Source organism: Halalkalibacter sp. HAAS-P013 (assembly GCF_056619925.1).
In genome coordinates this window covers 1-16,796 of the sequence record NZ_JBWQTU010000004.1, presented here as the reverse complement: position 1 = coordinate 16,796, position 16,796 = coordinate 1, and the positions used below count along the sequence as shown (strand labels likewise).

The 16,796-nt window shown below is 38.5% G+C and carries 17 protein-coding genes and 1 other annotated feature; all 17 genes read right to left on the bottom strand.

The window, feature by feature from the left end:
* Positions 1–18 precede the first annotated feature (18 nt).
* The 17 genes from AC1FXP_RS07235 to sigG all read right to left on the bottom strand — a co-directional run bounded on the left by AC1FXP_RS07235 (position 19) and on the right by sigG (position 16,287).
* A complete protein-coding gene (locus AC1FXP_RS07235) occupies positions 19–1,107 on the bottom strand; it encodes a carbamoyl phosphate synthase small subunit (RefSeq protein ID WP_480059850.1) in 1,089 nt (362 codons plus the stop codon).
* Entirely contained in the window at positions 1,104–2,384 is a 1,281-nt protein-coding gene (locus AC1FXP_RS07230) for a dihydroorotase (protein ID WP_480059848.1), read from the bottom strand. Before AC1FXP_RS07230 ends, AC1FXP_RS07235 begins: the two co-directional genes overlap by 4 nt.
* 13 nt (positions 2,385–2,397) lie before the next feature.
* A complete protein-coding gene (locus tag AC1FXP_RS07225; protein WP_480060230.1) occupies positions 2,398–3,309 on the bottom strand; it encodes an aspartate carbamoyltransferase catalytic subunit in 912 nt (303 codons plus the stop codon).
* 164 nt (positions 3,310–3,473) lie between these two features.
* Positions 3,474–4,769 (bottom strand): solute carrier family 23 protein, encoded by a 1,296-nt coding sequence (locus AC1FXP_RS07220; RefSeq protein WP_480059846.1) that lies wholly within the window; start codon positions 4,767–4,769, stop codon positions 3,474–3,476.
* Between the two features lie 121 nt (positions 4,770–4,890).
* On the bottom strand, positions 4,891–5,442 hold the full coding sequence (gene pyrR / locus AC1FXP_RS07215) for a bifunctional pyr operon transcriptional regulator/uracil phosphoribosyltransferase PyrR (RefSeq protein ID WP_480059844.1): 552 nt from the start codon (positions 5,440–5,442) through the stop codon (positions 4,891–4,893).
* 205 nt (positions 5,443–5,647) lie between these two features.
* Entirely contained in the window at positions 5,648–6,562 is a 915-nt protein-coding gene (locus AC1FXP_RS07210) for an RluA family pseudouridine synthase (protein WP_480059842.1), read from the bottom strand.
* Entirely contained in the window at positions 6,562–7,026 is a 465-nt protein-coding gene (gene lspA / locus AC1FXP_RS07205) for a signal peptidase II (protein WP_480060229.1), read from the bottom strand. The genes AC1FXP_RS07210 and lspA overlap by 1 nt, the downstream gene beginning before the upstream one ends.
* Positions 7,027–7,097: 71 nt before the next feature.
* Positions 7,098–7,748 (bottom strand): TraR/DksA C4-type zinc finger protein, encoded by a 651-nt coding sequence (locus AC1FXP_RS07200; RefSeq protein ID WP_480059840.1) that lies wholly within the window; start codon positions 7,746–7,748, stop codon positions 7,098–7,100.
* Between the two features lie 294 nt (positions 7,749–8,042).
* Positions 8,043–10,805 carry an isoleucine--tRNA ligase gene (gene ileS / locus AC1FXP_RS07195; RefSeq protein WP_480059838.1) on the bottom strand — a complete coding sequence of 921 codons (2,763 nt, stop codon included), beginning with the start codon at positions 10,803–10,805 and terminating at the stop codon, positions 8,043–8,045.
* A 61-nt stretch (positions 10,806–10,866) separates the two neighbouring features.
* Positions 10,867–11,086, bottom strand: a binding site (T-box leader).
* 96 nt (positions 11,087–11,182) lie between these two features.
* Positions 11,183–11,671, bottom strand: a complete 489-nt coding sequence (locus tag AC1FXP_RS07190; RefSeq protein ID WP_480059836.1) for a DivIVA domain-containing protein — start codon at positions 11,669–11,671, stop codon at positions 11,183–11,185.
* A 139-nt stretch (positions 11,672–11,810) separates the two neighbouring features.
* Positions 11,811–12,581 (bottom strand): YlmH family RNA-binding protein, encoded by a 771-nt coding sequence (locus AC1FXP_RS07185; protein ID WP_480060227.1) that lies wholly within the window; start codon positions 12,579–12,581, stop codon positions 11,811–11,813.
* A gap of 25 nt (positions 12,582–12,606) precedes the next feature.
* Entirely contained in the window at positions 12,607–12,864 is a 258-nt protein-coding gene (locus tag AC1FXP_RS07180) for a YggT family protein (RefSeq protein WP_250095303.1), read from the bottom strand.
* A gap of 25 nt (positions 12,865–12,889) precedes the next feature.
* Positions 12,890–13,348 (bottom strand): cell division protein SepF, encoded by a 459-nt coding sequence (locus AC1FXP_RS07175; RefSeq protein WP_480059833.1) that lies wholly within the window; start codon positions 13,346–13,348, stop codon positions 12,890–12,892.
* A 22-nt stretch (positions 13,349–13,370) separates the two neighbouring features.
* Positions 13,371–14,051, bottom strand: coding sequence for a YggS family pyridoxal phosphate-dependent enzyme (locus tag AC1FXP_RS07170; protein WP_480059831.1), 681 nt, complete (start codon positions 14,049–14,051; stop codon positions 13,371–13,373).
* A gap of 5 nt (positions 14,052–14,056) precedes the next feature.
* On the bottom strand, positions 14,057–14,884 hold the full coding sequence (gene pgeF, locus AC1FXP_RS07165) for a peptidoglycan editing factor PgeF (protein ID WP_480059829.1): 828 nt from the start codon (positions 14,882–14,884) through the stop codon (positions 14,057–14,059).
* A gap of 121 nt (positions 14,885–15,005) precedes the next feature.
* Positions 15,006–15,299: a YlmC/YmxH family sporulation protein gene (locus tag AC1FXP_RS07160; RefSeq protein ID WP_332632188.1), complete on the bottom strand. Its 294-nt coding sequence runs from the start codon at positions 15,297–15,299 to the stop codon at positions 15,006–15,008.
* Between the two features lie 202 nt (positions 15,300–15,501).
* Positions 15,502–16,287: an RNA polymerase sporulation sigma factor SigG gene (sigG, locus tag AC1FXP_RS07155; RefSeq protein ID WP_034633586.1), complete on the bottom strand. Its 786-nt coding sequence runs from the start codon at positions 16,285–16,287 to the stop codon at positions 15,502–15,504.
* Positions 16,288–16,796 lie beyond the last annotated feature (509 nt).

Here is a 16,796-nt window from a genome sequence, read left to right as displayed (position 1 = left end):
TTTTTCGTCTCCCCTCAATTAGACAAGTACAGTTGTTTTCTTTTCGGCTTCCATCATCGTTACGAACTGGTTAAATAAGTCATTCGCATCATGTGGGCCTGGTGATGCCTCTGGGTGATACTGCACGCTAAATGCTGCGTGATCAAGATGCCTAACCCCTTCAACCGTTCCGTCATTTACAGCGATGTGAGTTAATTCAAGCCCTGTTCCTTCTAATGACTCAAGATCGACTGTATATCCGTGGTTTTGTGCTGTAATATCAATTTTTCCAGTTGAAAGTTCACGCACTGGTGTGTTGGACCCACGGTGACCAAAACGTAATTTACTAGTTGTTGCACCACAAGCAAGAGAAAGAAGTTGATGTCCAAGACAGATACCAAAGATCGGCACTTGTCCAAGGATTTCTTTAATCATTTCGATTGCTTCAGGAACATCAACAGGATCTCCAGGTCCATTACTTAACATGATTCCATCTGGACGTAATCGTAGAATTTCCTCTGCACTTGTATTATAAGGAACAACAACAACGTCACATTGTCTTGCTATTAACTCTCGTAAAATACCGTGCTTCATTCCAAAATCAACAAGAACCACTTTGTTCCCTCTGCCTGGTGCATGATATGGAGATTTCGTGGAAACCTGTTCAACCTGATTTCGAACGAAAGTCGTTTGCTTTAACTCTTCAATAACTTCATTTACATCAACATCCAATGAGCAAATTCGCCCACGAAGAGTCCCATGTTCCCTAATTAAACGAGTTAACTTACGAGTATCAATGCCTGCAAGGCCAGGAATATCCTTTGCACGAAGCAAAGTGTCTAATGATTCCTCTTCACGCCAGTGACTTGGCTCCGGCTCATATTCCTTTACAATGAATCCATTAATAGCTGGCGTCACTGATTCAAAATCATCACGATTAATTCCGTAATTTCCTATCAATGGATACGTCATCGTGACAATTTGACCGCAATAAGAAGGGTCAGATAAAATTTCTTGATACCCTGTCATTCCTGTATTAAAAACAACTTCACCGCTCATTACTTTATCTGATCCAAATCCTTCTCCAACGAAAATATTCCCATCTTCTAAAATCAGTTGACGCTTCATACTGTCACCTTTCCTTTCTCAAATACAAGCTTTCCATCAACAAAAGTATATTCCGGCCACCCAACACAAGCCCAGCCATGAAACGGTGTATTTTTCCCTTTAGATAAAAATGCTTCTTTATCAATTGTTCGTTCTTCCTCAAGATCTATAACGGTAACATCAGCAACTACACCTTCTTTTAGTAACCCTGATTCCAAATCAAATGTACTTGCTGGTTTTACAGTTAACCAATCTACCAGCTGTTTTAATGTTGCTCTTTCCGTTCTTACAATGTGTGTGTATAGCAGTGGGAAGGCCGTTTCTAAACCAACAATTCCAAATGGAGATCGTTCCATGCCAACTGCCTTTTCTTCCTCTGTATGTGGTGCATGGTCTGTAGCAATAAAGTCAATCGTCCCATCCAAAAGTCCTTCCCAAAGAGCTTGTTGATCTTCTTTTGCTCGTAATGGAGGATTCATTTTAAAGTTTGTGTCTAAACCAGGAATATCATCTTCACAAAGTAAAATGTGGTGAGGAGATACTTCTGCTGTGACGTTAATTCCAGCTTTTTTTGCATCTCTAATTACTCGAACGGATTCTTTTGTACTAACATGACATACGTGATAGTGACAATTGGCAGCTTCAGCTAATAACACATCACGAGCAATATGGACTGATTCGCACACAGATGGAATACCCGGTACGTTATGTTCAGCTGAAAACTTCCCTTCATGAACACATCCACCATGAATCAATGTATTTTCCTCACAATGTGCAACAATAGCCATATTCATTTCTGCCGCTTTTTTCATCGCTTGAAGCATCATGTCTGCAGATTGGACGCCCACACCGTCGTCAGTAAAAGCAAAAGCACCAGCTTCTTTTAATGCTTTAAAATCTGTTAATTCTTTCCCTAATTGTCTAGTCGTAATCGACGCATAAGGCAAAACACGAACATGCCCTGTCGATTGAATTCTTTCTTGCAACCATTCCATTTGTTCTTTCGTATCTGGAACTGGTCTTGTGTTTGGCATTGCTGCAATGGTCGTAAAACCACCAGCAGCTGCTGATTTCGTTCCAGTTTCAATCGTTTCCTTCTTCTCTCCGCCTGGTTCACGTAAGTGAACATGAACATCGACAAGACCAGGAGCAACCAGTTTCCCTTCTACATTTATTACCGTTACGTCCTCAGTTGATGGTTTTTTAAACTGAATACGTCCGTTTACCATGTATACATCCTTTACTTCTAACGTTCCATTTTCAGCTAAAATCATGCCACCTTCAAGTTTAATTGTCATGTTATTTTCCCCCTTAAAATTGGTTAAGTGCCCGCTTAACAACAGCCTTTCTTACTGCAACACCATTTTTCATTTGTTTAAATATTCTTGATTTCTTACATTCAACAAGTTCACTTGCAAGTTCAACACCACGATTTACTGGTGCAGGGTGTAAAATAATCGCACTTTCCTTCATTTGCTTCTCTCTATCAATGGTTAAGCCAAACTGTTGATGATAGCTCTCTTTCGTAAATTCCATCTTTCCGTCATGACGCTCGTGCTGAATTCGAAGAAGCATAACAACATCAGCTTTGGGTAATTCATCGCCTAAATTTACATATTGATAAGACTGTTCATACCCTGCCATCCATTCTTTAGGTCCAGCTATTTTTACAGTTGCGCCTAATCTAGTTAAAACATCCGCATTCGAACGCGCTACTCGGCTATGACGTAAGTCTCCAGCTATAATAATATTTAGTCCAGAGAATGTGGAGAATTCTTGTTGGATCGTTAATAAGTCAAGTAAGGATTGCGTTGGATGATGGCCACTTCCATCTCCCCCATTGATGATTGGAATCGAAATCTGTTCACGAATATGTCGGTAATAGTCATTCTCAGGATGTCGAATGACTAGAGCATTCGCCCCGATCGCTTCAAAAGTTTTCACCGTATCAAGTAACGACTCACCCTTTTGGACACTTGAGCTTTCTTCTGAGAAAGACAACACATGAAGACCTAACGATTTTTCAGCGACTTCGAAGCTATAACGAGTTCTTGTACTTGGTTCAAAGAAAAGATTCGCAATAAATAATTCTTTATTAGGGCGCCACTCTTTCCCATTTGCAAACTGCGCTGCCTCCTCAAGAATATTGGCAATTTCGACTGTTGACATCATTTCTAAAGTAAGTAGTTCGCCTCTAGTTGCTTTTTGATCTGTCATTGTCATCATAATATCCATCCTCCTCTAAAGTATGTATGTGTTACACAGTCATAAAAAATACCCTTCGAGAGGGCTCAAAGGGTATAAGGAAGCTGAGATGGTAGACCAACTCATTCAACCAACCCCCTTTGAAGTCTCTCTGTACCTCGATTAAAGGGAACTATCTATAATTATTCTGATTCAAACATAGCTTTCTTACCATAACTAACTTCTTTCTCAGGTAAAACGATGTGCAAGATGATTCCAATGATTGTAGCCAGTGCCATTCCTGCAATCTCTATATTATCTCTCACTTGAATGAATGCTCCGCCAATTCCAATTACTAAGATGACCGAAGAAATAATCAAGTTACGTTTTAATCCAATATTGATTTCATTATCAATTAACATTCGCAGTCCCGATGAAGCGATAACCCCAAACAATAGAATGGAAACACCACCCATGACTGCTGTTGGTATAGTAGAAATAAGTGCGGCAAATTTCCCTACAAACGAGAATGCTACTGCTAACACAGCTGCCCCCGCAATAACAAACACACTAAAAACACGAGTGATTGCAAGAACTCCTATATTTTCTCCATAGGTTGTATTTGGTGGGCCACCCAAGAACGAAGCGATGACTGTTGCTACCCCATCCCCTAAAATCGAGCGATGTAAACCTGGCTTCTTGATAAAATCTTGGCCAACTACTTTGCTTAAAACCATTTGGTCACCGATATGTTCAGCAATTGTTACAACTGCAATAGGAACCATAATAAAGGCGATTTCCCAGGAAAATACTGGAACATACGTAACGAAGGGTACCAATACGTCTGGTGCTGCAAACCAACTTGCATCAAGTACAGGCTGAAAGTCTACGAGCCCAAAGAATAATGCTGATATATACCCTCCAATAATCCCAAACATAATAGGTACTAAGCTAAAAAAACCTTTAAAGAACATTGATGCTAATACGGTAATAGTTAAAGTAATAAGAGCAACTATAAAATGTGTAGTTGAGTATTCACCTGATACTGGTTCATTCATAGCCATATCAATTGCTACACCAGCTAAACCTAACCCAATCACCATGATAACTGGCCCAACGACAATCGGTGGTAGGAAACGCATAATTGAGTTGACACCATATGTTTTTATCACTAGTGCAATCAATCCATAGACAAGACCAGCTAAGAAACTTCCGACCATTGCTCCTTCAGGTCCATTTAATGTTGATGCTGCAATGATGGGAGCGATGAAAGCGAATGATGACCCTAAGTAGGCTGGAACCTGCCCCCGTGTAACAAGGAGATATGCTAACGTTCCTAATCCACTGGAAAGTAGGGCAACTGCAGGACTTAGCCCTACTAAATATGGAACTAGAATCGTCGCTCCAAACATTGCAAACAAATGCTGTAAACTTAATACAATCCACTTATCAATTCTTGGCACTTCTTTGATGCCGACTTCTTTTGTGCTTGATGCCATATAAAATCCTCCTAAAACTTAGACAAAAACCTCTTTGTTTGTACACAAAGAGGTTCAAAATTCCATTCACACAATTGGTGAACAGGATGTTTGACCCTCTTCTTAGCCTCTCAGGACTAATTTAAAGAGGTAATTTATTGTTTTGTTCTATCGTCACTTCGTCGGTTGAATCTACTTCACTTAAGTTTGCAACGATTTTCTCACTTTTAGATGTAGGGACATTTTTTCCGACATAATCAGGTCGTATTGGTAATTCACGGTGTCCACGATCGATCAGAACAGCTAATTGAATTTGCTCTGGTCTTCCGATATCAATTAATGCATCTAGTGCTGCACGAACTGTTCTTCCTGTATAGAGTACATCATCGACCAAGATAACTTTTCGATTGCTAATATCAACAGGAATATCAGTCCCTTGAAGGATTGGTTCTTCCGTCCGAGTTTTCACTGTTAAATCATCTCGGTACAAAGTAATGTCAATTTCTCCTACTGGAATTTTCTCACCTTCGATTGTCTCAATGCGTTCTGCTAATCGCTTCGCTAGATAGATCCCACGTGTTTTGATTCCAACAAGGATACAATTTTCAATACCTTTATTGTGCTCAATTATTTCATGTGCAATACGAGTCGTTGCTCGCCTAATTGCTTGATCATCTAAGATGACTCTTGACATATGCTCACCTCCATAATTACCTTAGAAACGAAAAACCTCTCATGCCGTATTATGACATGAGAGGTTTTTGAATAAATAGATACAGAGGTGGTATATACACCTGTATCTACATTTCCGTTTCCTTCTCAGCCTCACGGGACTAAGTTAAAGGACTATTAAATTCTTATTTTAGTATGGCTTAGAATTAAATAGATGTCAACAACTTTTACTTGCTGCGTAGTTGCTGTAATAGTTTTTCCATATCTTCTGGTAGCGGTGCTTCAAAAACCATTTCTTTTCCTGTTTTTGGATGGTCAAAGCCAAGGACAGCAGCATGAAGTGCTTGTCCATCAATATCAAGTGTTTTCTTCTTAGGTCCATATTTAGGATCACCAGCTAATGGAAAACCGATGTACTTCATATGCACACGAATTTGATGAGTTCTTCCTGTTTCTAATTCGCATTGAACATATGTGTACTTATTAAATGTTTCAAGTACAGTAAAATGCGTAACAGCATCACGGCTATTTTCTTCTGTAACCGTCATACTTTGACGATCTTTTTTGTCGCGGCCAATTGGTGCATCTACCGTTCCGTGTTGGTGTGGGATAATACCATGAACGATCGCTTTATACAATCTGCGAGTTGTTTTTGCTTTTAATTGTTCAACAAGCGATTCATGTGCTTTGTCATTTTTGGCTACCATAATTAAGCCAGAAGTGTCCTTATCAATGCGGTGAACAATTCCTGGTCTTATCACACCATTGATCCCAGATAAATCTTTACAATGATGCATTAGAGCATTTACTAACGTACCTGAGTAATGACCAGGAGCTGGATGCACGACCATTCCTCTTGGCTTATTTATAACGATGACGTCGGCATCTTCATAAATAACATCAAGAGGAATATCTTCTGCTTCAACTTGCAATTCTTCTGCTTCTGGTACGGCAAGTGTAATCACATCACCTTCACTTACCTTATAATTGCTCTTTATTTTCTCATTGTTCACTTTCACATGTTCATCTTTTATCCAAATCTGGACTTGTGTTCTTGACCAAGCGTTATCCATCATTGTTAAAAACTTATCTAAGCGCTCAGTTGCTTGCTCCTCTGTTACTGTCCAACTATATTGTTCCATTAATTACTCTCCTTCTTTTGACGTTCATCCATTATCATTTTCACAAATAAAAGCCCCACTCCAATACATAAAGCGGCATCAGCTACATTAAAAATTGCAAAGTTATAACCAAAAATATATGTATCAATAAAATCAACTACTTCTCCACGAAAAAGTCGATCAATAAAATTCCCAACTGCTCCACCAAGAACTAGTGCCAACGCGAGTCCAAATAAACGACTGTTCTTTGCTTCTTTTTGCATATAATAAACAATTCCAACAATTACAACAGTTGTAATAATATAAAAAAACCACATTTGTCCTTGAAGGATTCCAAAAGCCGCCCCTTTATTTCGATGAGATGTAAAATAAAGAACTTGTTCAATTATTGTTATTCTTTCCCCAATGGCCATATGGCTATCAACAATCCATTTTGTTATTTGATCCAATATCAAAACAACAAGTGCAATAAGATAATACTTCAACATAATCCCCCGTTCTGTCCACGTCTTTCTATACGTTAAGCATTATAGCACAAAAAGAGGGGGATGACCCCCTACTTTCCGTTCAAGTATTGATCATAGTGGACATTACGTTGGAAGACAACATCTTCATCACCTGTGTAACCGTCAATTCCTGTTGATAAAAATCCCTCAATCTCTTCAACATAGCCGATAAGTTCACCATTTTCATCTAGCGAAGAATCTTCAAACGTCATTGAATTTTCATTAAACTGTGCAACTGATTGATAAGAATCCTCTGCGTCAAATTCAGTCTCATGATCATCTTGATCAAAATTATATTTTTCAAAACCATCTAGAACATCTTCTTCAGGTGGCCTGTCATCAGTGATTCGATTATCGACTGCTTCGACGACCGCTCTAGCAGCTGGATTAGCTTCAAGTCGTTCATAAGGAATTACTTTACCAGTTACCTCACAAATTCCAAATGTGCCGGTATTAAATTTTGATAATGCATGTTCGATTTCTTCATGCTCTCTTTCAAGCTGCTCTAATAGTGCAAAATCCTTTTCTCTTTCGTATAAGTCTGTAGCCGTATCAGCTGGATGATTATCGTACTGTGACAACTCCCCAGTTGAAAACGATAAAGTTCTTGATTGCTCTTCTTGAAAATGCTCCTTAATTCGTTCCTCTACTTGAGCTTTTCTTTCAACTAGTTGCTGTTTTATTTTTGTATAATCTGCCATTTTCATCTCCCCCATAACAAATCGCGCTTTGACTGGCGCTCATTATTATTGTGACCAACAGATGGAGATATAGCCAACACAACATTTGTCAAAGAGAGGACTGAAAAAGGTCGGTTTTACTTTTTCAGTCCTCTCTTTGCAATTGCAATATTTATAAAAAGCCATCTATGAGTGAGTTTCTCATAGATGGCGCACAACGTGTGGAGCCATTGCTATTTGCAATGTAATAAAAAAGATCTTTTTTGACCTTATAGGAACCCCTCTGTTATGGAAATTGAGTTAGATATATCTATATTATTGATTCACGTAATACTTTTTCACTGTTTCAGCACATGAAGTACAAAGTCCCAAATGCTCTTGATCATTTCCAACTGTTTCTGAAACAACCCAACAACGTTCACAAGTATCGCCTTTTGCTTGATCGACTACAATCGCTAATTGATCAAACACAACTGCATCACTTGGTGCATCATTTACTTCTCCTGCTAATGTAACACCAGAAACAATAAATAATTTTTCAAGCTGAGAAATGTCTTTTAATAACGTTCTTACTTCTCCACTTGTATATAATGTAATCGCTGCTGTTAACGATTTACCTATTTTCTTTTCGTTTCTTGCTTGTTCAAGCGCTTTTAACACGTCATCTCTTACGTTCATGAAATGATTCCACTTTGTCTTTAACGCTTCAACATCACCAAATGATGTTACAGAAGGCATATCAGTAAGCTGAACACTCTCTTCCCTTACTGCAGGAATATGCTCCCACACTTCATCTGCCGTATGACTCAAGATTGGTGATACAAGCTTTGTTAAACTAATTAGCACTTCATACATAACCGTTTGAATAGCTCGGCGTGATGGGTGATCAGCGTGTTCAATATATAGAGTATCTTTAGCTAAATCCATATAGAATGAACTTAATTCAATTGTACAGAAATTATGGATTGTATGATACACCGTTGAGAATTGGTATTGGTCATATGCTTGCTCAACCTTTTCAATAACTTCATTTAATTTAACAAGCATAAACAGGTCGACGTCCTTCAAGTCTTTTACATAGTTAGTTGCTGGGTCAAAATCATGTAAGTTACCTAACAAAAAGCGAAACGTATTACGAATTTTACGATAGGATTCAGATACTTGCTTTAAGATCTTATCTGAAACACGAACATCGGCTTGGTAATCAACTGATGCTACCCACAACCTTAAAATATCCGCTCCTAATTGCTTCATAACATCATTCGGAATAACGACATTCCCAATGGATTTACTCATCTTTCGACCTTCTCCATCAAGCGCAAAACCATGACTTAGTACACCTTTATATGGTGCTTTTCCTGTGATTGCAACGCTTGTAGAAAGAGAAGAGTTAAACCAACCACGATATTGGTCAGAACCTTCAAGATATAGGTCAGCAGGACGTTCGAGTTCTTCACGCTCTTCCAATACAGCTTGATGAGAAGAACCTGAGTCAAACCAAACATCCATAATATCCATCTCACGCGTGAATGTCCCATTAGGACTATGTTCAGATGTGAACCCTTCAGGTAGTAATTGATCTGTGTCCCACTCAAACCAAATATTAGATCCATGTTCACGGAACAAGTTCGAAACATGATCAATTGTTTCATCTGTAATAATTGGCTCTCCGTTTTCTCCATAAAATACTGGAATCGGAACCCCCCAAGCACGTTGACGAGAAATACACCAATCGCCACGGTCACGCACCATGTTAAATAATCGAGTTTCTCCCCATTTTGGCATCCATTCAACTTCTTCAATGGCTTTTAATAAATCATTTCGGAAATTTTCAATAGATGCAAACCACTGAGCAGTCGCACGATAAATAACTGGTTTCTTTGTGCGCCAGTCATGGGCATATGAATGAGTAATAAACGTTAACTTTAATAACGCACCTAACTCATCAAGCTTTTCTGTAATAGGTTTATTTGCCGCATCATAAAAGAGTCCTTCAAAACCAGGGGCTTCTTCTGTCATATTTCCTTTATCATCAACAGGGCATAAGACATCTAATCCGTACTTTTGTCCCACAATGAAATCCTCTTCCCCGTGACCTGGTGCTGTGTGGACACAACCTGTACCCGCATCTAATGTTACATGCTCTCCACACATAACTAATGAATCGCGACCATAAATTGGGTGCTCTGCTTTCACATATTCAAGTTCAGAACCTTTTAATACCTTTAATACTTCAACATTTTCCCATTCAAACTCTTTTTGAAGCGATTCAAGAAGTCCCGCTGCAACAACATATTTCTTTTCATCAACCGCAACGACGTTATAATCAAGGTCTGGATGAACTGAAATTCCTAAGTTTGCTGGGATCGTCCATGGTGTAGTTGTCCAGATGATAATAGATTCATCTCCCGATAGAACACCATTTCCTTCTTTCACTTTAAATGCTACGTAAATAGAAGGAGAACGTTTATCCTGATACTCAATTTCCGCTTCTGCTAATGCAGACTCAGAAGATGGAGACCAATATACAGGCTTCTTCCCTTTATAAATATGACCCTTCTTCGCCATTTCTCCAAATACTTTAATTTGTTGAGCCTCATATGCTTTGTCAAGAGTTACATATGGATTCCACCAGTCTCCACGAACACCTAAACGAATAAATTGTTCACGTTGACGCTCAATTTGTTTTCTTGCATATTCTTCACAAAGCTTACGGAATTCAGCAACACTCATTGACTTACGGTTTACTTTCCCGCTTTTTGTAAGTGCTGTTTCAATCGGTAAACCATGTGTATCCCAACCTGGAACATATGGAGCATGATAACCACTCATTGATTTATAACGAACAATGATATCTTTTAAAATTTTATTTAACGCGTGTCCCATATGGATGTCACCATTTGCATATGGTGGGCCATCATGCAATACAAATAATGGACGCCCTTCAGTCTTCTCTTGGACCTTTTTATAAATATCCATTTCATTCCATTTTTCTTGTCTTTCAGGTTCCCGATTTGGTAAATTTCCTCGCATCGGAAATGCCGTTTTTGGCATCAATAGCGTTTCTTTGTAATCCATTGACTTTCCTCCTAATTTAAACTACAAAATTGTTAGACAATACAAAAAACTCCTCATCCCAAAAAGGGACGAGAAGTTAACCCGTGGTACCACCCTGTTAGAAAGTTGTATAACTTTCCACTCATTCATTCGTAACGGGAATCACTCGTTGCATCCTACTTTTCACATTTCAGTGCAAAACTCAAGGGTGATTTTCCAATGTGAACGTCTTCAGGCTCCCACCATCCCTGAATCGCTAAGCACGTTTAAGACATTGTACTCGTCCCTATCATTGTCTTTATCAACATTCATTTAATGATTAACATTATATGATAGCCTTTTAATAAGTGCAAGGTTCTAGTTAGAAAAGCCGCGCATGTAGTGTTTTCTTACTCGAATCACGTACGCTCTGCATACGCTTCCTCTTCTTCTGTAACCTCATCCCAATCGTCAGACTGCAACATTTCAAGTTGAGCTTCAATAAGCATTTTAAATCTCATCTTGTATACAGATGCTTGCTTTTTCAATTCCTCCATGTCCATCATCACTTTTCTTGACTTAGCAAGAGAGTCATTAATAATTCGATCAGCATTCTTTTCTGCTTCTTTTACGATAAGTTGAGCCTCTTTTTGAGCATTTCGCCTAACTTCTTCTGCTGCTTCCTGAGCTACTAAAATCGATTTATTTAGCGTTTCTTCAATATTTTTAAAATGGTCCAATTTTTCATCAAGATCTGTAACTCGTTCAAATAGCTCCTTCTTTTCGCGAAGGACTGCTTCGTAATCTTTAATTACTTGATCTAAAAACTCATTTACTTCATCTTCATCATATCCGCGAAACCCTCTAGTAAATTCTTTATTATGGATGTCCAAAGGGGTTAAAGGCATGTCAGCCACCTCCATGTTGTTAACAATAATTTATTTAATATCAACCTTTTAAAAAATCAGTGCATGTTCCGGCTCGATCTTTATCTACTTTTATTCGACACAAAGGTCAAAATTCCTGCAATTTTTTCAGATAAATCTCTTATTGCTTTCGACCATAACGTAATCGGTATTTTTCTTTCTTCGTCAAACCATCAATCCCGATTACTTTTGATCTTCCAAACCCTCGGACAGATATGTAGTCGCCCACTTCTAATGTAAAATCAACACGATCCACTACTTTCCAATTAACTTTCACCAAACCTTTTTCTATATACGGTGTCACTTTAGATCGTGATAGTTTGTACATTTTGGCTAAAATAACATCAAGTCTCATAGAAGAAGCAGTTGTTACTTCTTCGATCCATTCATCTTTAGGTATAATGTGCTCAGTTAGTGGAATTCGATTCAACCGTACCGGCGCTTTTCCTACTTTTTGAATATTCATCTCAACATAATCTGAGATCTCTGTTGCTACAATAATTTGAGAAACTCCATCTTCATTTATAAAAATATCACCAAATTTTTCGCGCTTAATCCCGACATTCATAAAAGCCCCTAAAATATCACGGTGTTCAATTGTAACAAACTTAGTTGGATAATCAATCGCAAAAAGGGTAACCTGAAAGTCATCTTCAGATGTTTCCAAATATGAAGGCGTCAAACGTAACCGACAGCGCTCTGCATAACGAGAGCCTCCCGAAAAGGAGAGGCTCACATCTTCATCATGTCCTATAATAGTCCGGACAATTTCTTGCTGTCTTGGATCAAGAAAGTCCGTTAAACGATCGAAATGTTTATACTTTACGTCTTCCTGCCATTCCAATACTTGATCTACGAAAGGACGCTCCTCCTCGCGAAAGTGCTGATAAATACTAATGGCTGTTCACTCCTAACTGCTAAATACCAAAAAGGGCACGAACACCACCACTCGCTAAACGAAGAACAATAATAGCTACGATCGGAGATAAGTCAATCATCCCTAGTGGCGGAACAAATTTTCTAAATGGTTCTAAGTACGGCTCAACAATGCGCCCAACAAATTGACCGAGCGAGGACTCACGAGCGTTTGGGAACCATGACATAAGAATATAGCCAATAATAAAGAAAGAATAAATATATAATGCTTGATAAAGTAATAAACCAATTGTTTGCAAAACATTCACCACCTTCTATCTACAACTATTCAAAATGCTCCTGCATCATTTCTGTAATTGTACCTGAAACATCAACGTTATCAGGTGTACATAAAAAGATATTTGAGCCTACCTTTTGAATGTCCCCCCCAATAGCATACACTGTTCCACTTAAAAAATCGACTACTCGTTTTGCCTGATCATGTGAAATTCGTTGTAAGTTAATGATCACAGCTTTGCGATTTTTCAAATGATCTGCAATCTCTTGAGCCTCATCATACGTACGCGGCTCAAGCAGTATCATTTTCGCTCCCTTTTGGACACTTTGTAGACTAACGACATTTTGGGAGGAAGTTACTCCTGTAGGTTGCTTGGTTTGTTGACTCCGAGTTCGACGCTTCGGTTCACTTTCTTCATTACTATATCGTTCATCTACGTACTCCTCAACTTCTTCATATTCATCCTCTAATTCAAAAAAACGCTTAAATTTTGATTTCATCCCCATTATTAATTCTCCTCTCCATAATTTACTCTTTGCCGACAAGTGCTGAACCGATTCGAATGAAAGTCGCTCCTTCTTCAATGGCAACGGTAAAATCATTGGACATCCCCATTGATAGTTCCTTACACGGAGCATGGTCAAGCTCCAATGATTGTACTTCATCACGGATTTTTCTCAGTTTTCTAAAAACAGGTCTCGTTAATTCAGAATCATCATAGAAAGGTGCCATCGTCATTAGACCCACTACTTTAATATGCTTATATTGCTCTAAATCTTTGATAAATGGTATGACTTCATCAGGTGATAGTCCTGATTTCGATTCTTCTCCAGATACATTTACTTGCACAAAACATTTCATGACTTGTCCATCTTCTAATCTCTTGTCCACTTCCTTAGCAAGAGAAAGGCGATCCAAAGAATGGAGATATTCATATTTCCCAATGAGTTGTTTTACTTTCCTTGTTTGTAATGAGCCAATAAAATGCCAAACTCCTCTATCTCCAAGTTCTTCCCATTTTTTCAATGCACCTTCTGTTCGATTTTCACCGATATGTATCAATCCAGCATCCAGTGCTTTGGCTGTAGTTTCTATACTAACGTACTTCGTAACAGCTACAATTTGAACCGAAGAAATATCCCGACCACAGCCATTACATACATCGTTGATCTGTTCTTGCAAGTTACTTAACCTTTCATTTACAGTCATCGTGCTCAATCACCATCCACTCTTATTCCGATATAGCTCATTAATCTACCTGTTTTCCCACCATCTGCACGATGCGAGAACATTCTTTTATCTGAAGCTGTACAAATGGAAGATAAAAGGATTTGATTTTGATTTATTCCAGCTTGTATCAATAATTGCTTATTTACTTCTCTTAAATCAAGGAGATATTTGTTGTTCCCTAAAGTTGTATATGGTTTAAACTGTAAATGCTTTGGCCATATCTTCTCCACTTCTGTTATTACTTTTTGATCAACCTCATAAGCAGTTTTACTTATGCAAGGACCGATGGCAACATGTATATCGTTAACTGGAATGCCTTCTTCAACGTGCCATTTTTCAATCATAACTGAAGCAATATTTTGAACGGTGCCGCGCCACCCAGCATGAGCAAGACCTACTATCTTATTATTAGGTGCAAAAAAATATAGTGGAACACAATCAGCATATAAACTTGTCAACAAGACGTTCTTCTCGTATGTATAAATTCCATCCGTCATCAGAATGGCTGATTCCAGACTTTCACTCCCTCGACCAACATCGCCTTCTGTAATTTTTTTTACAGTTGCTTCATGTACCTGTTCAGTTCCTACCCATCGAGAAAGGGGGATACCCAAATCTTCTGCTAAGAGGTGACGGTTTTGATTTACCGTCAGAGAATCGTCACCAACATGAAACCCTAAATTCAAGCTTGAAAATGGCGATTGACTCTCTCCTCCATTTCTTGTAGAAAAGCCAACAATGAGATGAGGAAAAGCTTGTTGCCAACGTTCAATGGTTACATATCTTTCACTACTCTGAACAAACGGTTCCATCCCAATCTCTCCTCTCCCCGATTTTTAAGGGGAGGCACAGCCTTCCCTTAAAAAAGGAAAAATTATCATAGTTATATTTTAGCATATGAATACACATACAAGAAACGACTTTCTTCTTCAATCACCGCTTTCTCATTGTCGAAGGATGCTCGCGGTTATGTGTAGGCCTCCCATAAGTACTAGGTACTTCAACTAAGATAACATCAGAACCAATTCGGATAATATTTTTCCAAGGTATTACAATTTCTTCCGTTTCTTTTCCAAATAACCCCATCATCTTTCCAGAACTATTAATCACCAAAGCCTCTATTGCACCTGTAGAAAGATTTATTTCTAAATCTGTTAAATGACCTAAGCGTTTTCCATTATCCATATTAACAATATCTTTTACTTGTAGCTCTGATATTTTCATCATATACGGCACCTCTTTTCATAGTAGTCTGTCTTCTACTATATGCTGGGGTGTATATGGTTTATGAACGATTCCAAATACGTAGCCAACGTAAAAAAAGGATGGTCCCTCTTCCCCTTTATTATACATTCCGTTCTTGAAGGCTTGTCCTACTAGAATGGAACCAATAATAATAAAGGGAAAGGAAGGATTCATCCTTTGGTTGTTAAATTTGAGCGTGTTTATTCATTTGTTGAATGGCAGCTTTCTCTAAGCGAGAAACCTGCGCTTGAGAGATTCCAATTTCGTCTGCGACTTCCATTTGGGTTTTTCCTTGGAAAAAGCGCATATTCAAAATCATCTTTTCTCGATCGTTCAATCTAACCATTGCTTCTTTTAAAGCAATTTCTTCTACCCAATTGACATCTTTGTTCCGTTCGTCAGAGATTTGATCCATGACGAAAATCGGATCTCCACCATCATTATAAATTGGTTCAAACAAAGAAACTGGATCTTGAATCGCATCTAACGCAAAAACAACATCCTCTTTTGGTACGTCTAATACCTTAGCAATTTCTTGGACAGTTGGTTCTTTTTCACGTTTCTTTTCTGACATGATTTGATCACGAACCTGTAGCGCTTTATAGGCGATATCTCGCAAAGATCGAGAGACACGGATCGGATTGTTATCACGCAGGTAGCGACGAATTTCACCTATGATCATAGGAACCGCGTATGTAGAGAATTTAACGTTTTGACTTAAATCAAAATTATCAATAGATTTCATTAAACCAATACAACCTACTTGAAAAAGGTCGTCAACGTATTCTCCGCGATTGTTAAAACGTTGGATCACACTTAGTACTAAACGCAAATTTCCATTAACTAATGTTTCACGTGCACTGGTCTCACCATTTTGCAATCGCTGAAATAATTCTCGCATTTCAGTGTTCTTTAGAACAGGTAACTTCGAGGTATCTACACCGCAAATCTCAACTTTATTTCGTGTCAATTCTTTCCCTCCTATACGCGGGAGATGATGTCTAAGAAAAGTATCTCCCCAGAAGGAAAAAATATGCACGAGCGATGTCGAATAAAAACATTTGACATCGCTCGTGCACGTCATGACAATGAAAAATAAATAAAAAAAATTTTTTGAGCAGATTTGTTCATGAAATTTGGAAAATTAGGTCGTATAGGAAGGGGGAAAGTTGGTTACTAGGGACGTGTGCTTTCTACTTTATTGTACGAACATGCTTGCAATGGCTCCACTTACTGCGCGCCTAAAGGAGAAACCCACTCCTTTAGGCTTAAAACATAACGGCGAGGTACTCTTTGACCTAAAGGGGATTGCGCTTTTTCCATAATAGTGCGAACATGCTTGCAATGGCTCCACTCGCTGCGCGCCTAAAGGAGAAACCCACTCCTTTAGGCTTAAAACATAACGGCGAGGTACTCTTTGACCTAAAGGGGATTGCGCTTTTTCCATAATAGTGCGAACATGCTTGCAATGGCTCCACT